Consider the following 6,515-nt stretch of genomic DNA (forward strand, 5'->3'; position numbering starts at 1 on the left):
ACATTATTACATTAGCGCCCACGTTACAGGTGTTCTTGGCTTTGTCCATTTGCTAAGAATGAAACGGGAAGTTGGTGAAGGCTGTTTGTTAAAGCAGTGAATAAGTCCAACGCTGCCCCCGCAACGGTAATTGAGTAACAGGACTAGCTCTCGCCACTGTGTAATTAATACATGGGAAGGCGCTAGTTCTACTGACAGTGATCAGATGCTCATAAGCCCGGAGACCGGCCTGAGAACTTAATTTAAGGTATTGCGGAGGGCGATATTTGAAAATATTGCTGTGCGTAATTTTTCTCCAGTATATTTTTTACTTCCTTCGTAAGCCGTCATCACATGCTGTTGGGTGAATTGTGCTTAGACTTGTTGCTGCCTATTTAGTACTTATAATTTTTTCCTATCATGCTTATGCACAGGAAATATTAGGAAAACATAACGAAGTACTTGTTCAAACTTCACGCCCCAAGCTGACTGATGTTGACCCCTCAAGCAATACTGGTTTAGTTACCGTTATCAAGAAAGAAGATTTCTCTAGTGATGCCGTAAGCGTTGCCGATATAGTTGAGCGCCAAGTGGGGGTTCAAGTCAGAGATCTTGGAGGCTTTGGCAGTTTCAGTTCTGTTAGTGTTCGCGGCTCATCTAGTAAACAAGTAAACGTGTACTTGGATGGTGTATTGCTGAATGGCTCCTACCAGGGGGCTGTCGACTTGAGCCAGTTCTTACTTGGTGCGGTTGAACAGGTAGAAATATACCGGGGTAATGTCCCGATATATTTAGAGCAAGCCGGGATTGGTGGGGCAATTAATATCAAGACTAGCGGTGGTGCACGAAAAGCCGGTGGCTTACTTAGTTCAAGTCTTGGTTCAGAAGGCATCAAACGTGCTGCAGCATCGTATAAAGGGAGTCTGGATACCCTTAATTATCTTTTTTCTGCTGAGCACTTTAGTGCTGACAATGACTATACAGTCATCAATACAAACGATACGCCCGATTATTACGCCGACGATTATGATCAAAATAAGAACAACAATGATGTTGTACATACATCACTTCTGGCATCATTTAACGAGCAGGTTAATGAGGCGTATCGATTTAGTTTAACTACGCAATACTCTAATAAAGAGCAGGGTGTTCCAGAGATACAAAACCTTGCAGACAATGATGCCACCTATGACTCAGAGTTCTTTTCGATGCAAGCCAATATAGAGCAGCATCTTAGGCGCGGTATTGTTTTTAACTATAGTTTATATGGACTTTATAAAGAAACGATATTTCGGGATGAGAAAAATCAAGTAGGTTTATTGCGAAATGATGACCGAACTGTATCAAAATCATTTGGTGGAAATATTAAAGCTAGTTTTTCTTCCGGTGCGAACCTTTGGGCCGCACTGTTAAGCGCAAAGATCGAAGGCTACGACCTACAGGAACGCATCGAAGGCACTTCTAGTCAATATCAGCGCGTGACAACTGTTGTCGGGCTACAAGATGAATGGCTGTCTAATTCAGGTTTTTGGTTGGTCAATGGTAGTGCTCGTGGGATCTCTGTCGTAGATGAAATAAAGCAGGATCAGGTTGCTGAGTTTTATCATGACCTCCAGCTTGGTTTGCTTGCACAGCTAAGTGCTGAGGTTCAATTCAGGGCCAACATCTCCAGAAATATTAGACTTCCCGAGTTAAATGAAATGTATGGTGATCGCGGGTTCACTTTAGGCAATGAAGACCTTGTTGAGGAAAAAGCCCTAAACACCGATATTAGCCTTAGTTATCAGTCAAACAGAACATCCGGTACGCTCGCTTTGTTTTATCGTGATCTTAACGATGCCATTGTCACTATTTACAACTCGCGAGGCATTGGCAAACCGCAGAATCTTTCTAAAGCGCAAGTGATCGGTATTGAAGTCAGCAATGAGCTTCACTTATCGAATTTTGTCCGTATTAATTCGAACCTCACCTTCCAAGATACTGAAGATAAATCTAACTCTAGAGCCTTCAGGGGGGAGTCCTTGCCGGGCGTTTATGACTTTTCCGGAACTGTTGAGATGCGGGTTGCCGACCAAGGGCGTTCGGTTGGCTTGGAATATGTACGGCAGTCGGGTGGTGTTTACGATTCAGCTGGTGTGGCCGAACTTCCCGACGTTAAGCAGGTTAACGCCAGTCTTGGCTTTAAAAGTGAAAAAGATTCACTCGAATTTAAAATTAAGAATGTTAGTGGTCAGCGTGTAAGCAAATACAACCGATTCCCAGGGCCCGGGCGTCAGTGGTTTGTTTCTTATGCTCATCAATTTTGATCGATAGTGTGTAAATACTATTAATAGGAGCAAGTAATGAATATTGAAAAAAATGTGGCAGGTAAAAAACTAGTCTTAGGGCTATTGGCGCTAGGTGCGATTGGCGTTACTGGTTGTTCAAGTGACAACAGTATCAAATCTGAAACAGCTGGTTTGTATGGAAATATTGCCGCATCAGTTTACGTTAGCGATACTTTGGCGTACTTTCAGGGAAACGAAAGCTGGGGTTCTAGTAGTCTTTATCAGTTTAACCCTACAACGGGTGCGGTAGTAACGGAGCCTGTTACCGGCTTCGAGAGTGTCGATATACAGTCGCTGGAACTTAGCCCATCGGGGCAGTTGTGGGTAGGTGTTGGAGACTTTGCAACACCTCAGATTCAGATTCTTAATACTAGTAATAACGCAGTGGTTGATACGATTCAGTTAAGCAATAACCCGGGAAGCATTACCTTTTCAGAAAACCTGAGTGGCGATTGCGCGAATGCTTGTGCATTTATTAAAGGTGTTGCATCTGATTATTCATCTAGTGATATTTCAATTGCGGAAGCAGTTGCGCCTTTTGACCACACTGAAGGATTTGCAGCTACGGATCGTTCTGATATCGATGTGGCAGTAAATGGAAGTGACTACTACAGAATAGGTAAGTACGGTGAAAATAACTTATCGAAGTACGATATAGACAACCCAAACACCTTAACCTGGCAGTACGGTTTGAATGATGAAGACGGCGAAAGCAACAGTAACCCATATGATGTGCTTTTCGCATCTGATGATAAAGCCTATGTTATTCGCTGGGGAGAAGGGTCAATTCTTGTCATCGATCCAAGCGTTACTGATAGCTCGTCAGATGATTTCGTATTAGATAGTATTGATATCAGTCATTATGATGAAGACGGCCTCCCGAATGCTTCTGCTGCATTGATCCATGAAGACGTATTGTATGTTGTCACTCAGGGACTTGATAGCTCGTATGCGCCGACTCAAGCCTACCTAATCGCAATTGATACACTGACTGACGCAGAAGTGTCAATTGGTACTGGTGAACTAGATGGCTTAGAGCTAACCGTTAAGAACCCAATTGAAATAGACCTTTTTGCAGGAGATTTATTCATAACAGGAGTGGGGCGTTATGCTTCGGGTGACCGTGCTGCTGAGTACACAGGTGGTATTGAGAGGATTGACCTTGATACGCTGAGCTCGTCGATAGTTGTGAACGACTAATTGAGTAAAGGTTAAGATATGACCACACTGATGATACAAGGCACCACTTCAGATGCGGGTAAAAGTACCTTAGTGGCTGCTTTGTGTCGTTGTTTGGTGAGGCGCGGCCATAAAGTGGCGCCTTTTAAGCCTCAGAATATGGCGCTCAACAGTGCTGTTACGGTTGATGGTGGCGAAATAGGGCGAGCGCAGGCATTGCAGGCGCACGCTGCTTGTGTTTTGCCGACAACGGATATGAATCCGGTTTTGTTGAAGCCTGAAACAGATATCGGTGCGCAGGTGATTATTCACGGTAAGTCCAGAGGCAACATGTCTGCGACGTCTTACCATGAATATAAACAGGTTGCGATGGCTGCGGTGCTAAGTTCACATGAGCGACTTGCTAATGAATTTCAGCATGTCATTGTTGAAGGTGCTGGCTCACCGGCAGAGATTAATCTACGCGACAGAGATATCGCAAACATGGGTTTTGCTGAGGAAGTGGATTGCCCGGTTATTTTAGTTGCCGATATTGATCGCGGCGGTGTGTTTGCACATTTGGTCGGTACTTTGTCATTGCTGTCTGAGTCTGAGCAAGCGCGTATCAAAGGTTTCGTCATTAACCGATTTAGAGGTGATATTTCCTTGCTTCAGTCTGGCTTGGACTGGCTGGAATCGTATACGGGAAAACCGGTGCTTGGTGTTCTGCCTTACCTTCATGGTCTACACCTTGATGCAGAGGATGCTTTGCCAGAGCAGATACTCGATCCAAGTTCTGAATATAAATTTCGTGTAATTGTGCCGGTTGTTCCACGTATAAGCAATCATACAGATTTTGACCCTTTGCGTTTGCATCCTGATGTTGATTTTCGTTATATCAATGTAGGGGACCCGGTTCCGCCTGCGGATTTGATCATTTTGCCGGGCTCCAAATCCGTTCGTTCTGATTTAGGTTTCTTAGTTCAAAATGGTTGGAAAGACATTTTAAATCGTCATTTAAGGTATGGCGGAAAGGTGTTGGGGATATGTGGCGGTTATCAGATGCTAGGGCAATTAATCACTGATGAAAGTGGTGTAGAAGGTCGGCCAGGCAGTAGTGAAGGTTTCGCTTTGCTTTCGTGTGCGACTAGCTTGTTGGCTGAAAAGAAATTACTTAATTGTGTGGGCGAGTTAGCCGAAAGTTCAGCACCTGTAAAAGGCTATGAAATTCATACGGGAGTGACCACAGGAGATGACTTGGCGCGCCCGATGATTGTCAATTTTGGGTCATCAACGGGTGGCGCTTCTCTCGCGGGTACGGATGGCGCAACTAGTAGAGACGGCCTGGTTAAGGGTACCTATTTGCACGGTCTATTTGATTCACCGGAAGCATTGCAAGCACTGTTAGAGTGGGCTGGACTAAGATCAGATACCACTGTCAACCTTGAAGAAGTGCGTGAGAAGCAGTTGGAGCGCTTAGCCAATGCTTTTGAGTCAGCGATTGATATGGATAAGCTGATAGAGTTACTGGAGCAGGCCGGATGAAAAGACTCATTCTTGGAGGGGTAAAGTCTGGCAAGAGCCGATATGCAGAACAGCAAGCAGAGCTAGTTATAGCAAACAATAGTGCATCGTCGATTTGTTTGCTTGCCACTGCACAAGCACTGGATGAGGAAATGGCAGCACGAATTGAGCGTCACAAGGCAGACCGGCCAGATCATTGGTGTGTGATAGAAGAGCCGCTAGAGTTGGCAAAAGTGCTTGAGGAACGTGCTGGTGAAGATATAGTGCTCGTTGTTGATTGTCTTACCTTATGGGTCACTAATCTTTTGATGCTTGAAGACAAAACACGCGTCCAGTTAGAGCTTGATCGATTTGTCGAGGCTGTCAGTCTAACAAATGTAGAATTAATTTTGGTTTCCAACGAGACCAATATGGGAGTCATGCCTTTAGGCGATTTAAGTCGTAAATATTGTGATGTAGCAGGGCTGTTACATCAAAGCTTGGCAAGCCTTTGTGATCAGGTCGATTTAGTTGTCGCAGGCTTGCCTCTTTCACTCAAATCCAATGCGAACAATAAGCCTGGCAGTTCTTAGGAAATATTGATGCTTGATAGCGAAAATAAAACTGCTGATCCTTTGTTAAGTGTGAATACTTTATCGTGGCACTGTGGTAATAAGGTGATCCTGCAAGATATTAGTTTTGCCCTATCAGAAGGAGGTTTTGTTGGCTTAATCGGCCCTAATGGCTCAGGGAAGTCCAGCTTGATGCGTTGCTGTTACAGAGTAAACAAACCGAGCAAAGGCAATGTGTCCTTAGGCGGCTCGGATATCTGGGAGAACAGCTTAAGGGACAACGCAAAGCAGGTGGCTGTCATTTTGCAGGAGCATCATGATCATTTAGGGCTGACGGTAAGAGAGGTTGTACTGCAAGGGCTAGCGCCCCACAAGGGCTTGTTTGAGTGGGATACAAAGGAAGATATTCGTTTTGTCAGTTCAGTTATTGCTGATATGGACTTATCGGCTGTTGAAGATTGCTTGTTCAGTATTTTGTCGGGTGGTGAGAAGCAGCGCGTGATGCTTGCAAGAGCAATTGTGCAGAAACCCCGCTTATTAATTATGGATGAGCCAACCAATCACTTGGATATCCATTACCAAATTGATCTGCTGAACAAGGTGAAGCAATTAGGAATAAGTGTTTTATCTTCATTTCATGACTTAAATCTCGCCGCGGCTTTCTGCGATAGTTTGTTGGTGTTAGACCGTGGCAGATTGGTTGCTCAAGGCTCTATAAATGAAGTGCTCAATGAGTCTTTAATATCAAAAGTCTTCAAGGCGAAGGTTAAGGTAGATCGCCATCCTAGTGCAAATGTTCCGAGAATTAGTTATGAATACTAGTGCCGAGGCTAGAACGGGTTCGCTGATTGCCGGTAAGTTCATAGCTTGCTTGCTAATTACTTTTCTCGTTCTGTTCTGTCTAGTTTCAGCTTTGGGTTTTGGGCCTATCAATATATCGTATGCCGAAATCATTAGTGTTATTACGGGTGAGGCA

General features: G+C 44.4%; 5 protein-coding genes and 1 riboswitch. All 5 genes read left to right on the forward strand.

Features of this window, described 5'->3' with window-relative positions; genetic code table 11:
* The first annotated feature begins 10 nt into the window (after positions 1–10).
* Positions 11–248: riboswitch (cobalamin riboswitch) on the forward strand.
* A gap of 102 nt (positions 249–350) precedes the next feature.
* Genes A3729_RS14240 through A3729_RS14260 form a run of 5 tightly spaced genes read left to right on the forward strand, consistent with a single transcriptional unit; the run spans position 351 to position 6,361 of the window.
* On the forward strand, positions 351–2,285 hold the full coding sequence (locus A3729_RS14240) for a TonB-dependent siderophore receptor (RefSeq protein ID WP_068515693.1): 1,935 nt from the start codon (positions 351–353) through the stop codon (positions 2,283–2,285).
* Between the two features lie 36 nt (positions 2,286–2,321).
* Positions 2,322–3,506 carry a hypothetical protein gene (locus tag A3729_RS14245; protein WP_068515690.1) on the forward strand — a complete coding sequence of 395 codons (1,185 nt, stop codon included), beginning with the start codon at positions 2,322–2,324 and terminating at the stop codon, positions 3,504–3,506.
* Between the two features lie 18 nt (positions 3,507–3,524).
* Complete coding sequence (locus A3729_RS14250) at positions 3,525–5,009, forward strand: cobyric acid synthase (RefSeq protein ID WP_068515687.1); 1,485 nt, start codon at positions 3,525–3,527, stop codon at positions 5,007–5,009.
* Entirely contained in the window at positions 5,006–5,560 is a 555-nt protein-coding gene (cobU, locus tag A3729_RS14255; protein ID WP_068513547.1) for a bifunctional adenosylcobinamide kinase/adenosylcobinamide-phosphate guanylyltransferase, read from the forward strand. Before A3729_RS14250 ends, cobU begins: the two co-directional genes overlap by 4 nt.
* A 9-nt stretch (positions 5,561–5,569) precedes the next feature.
* Positions 5,570–6,361 (forward strand): ABC transporter ATP-binding protein, encoded by a 792-nt coding sequence (locus A3729_RS14260; protein WP_068515684.1) that lies wholly within the window; start codon positions 5,570–5,572, stop codon positions 6,359–6,361.
* Positions 6,362–6,515: the final 154 nt, after the last annotated feature.

The sequence above is a fragment of the Oleiphilus sp. HI0043 genome (assembly GCF_001634935.1).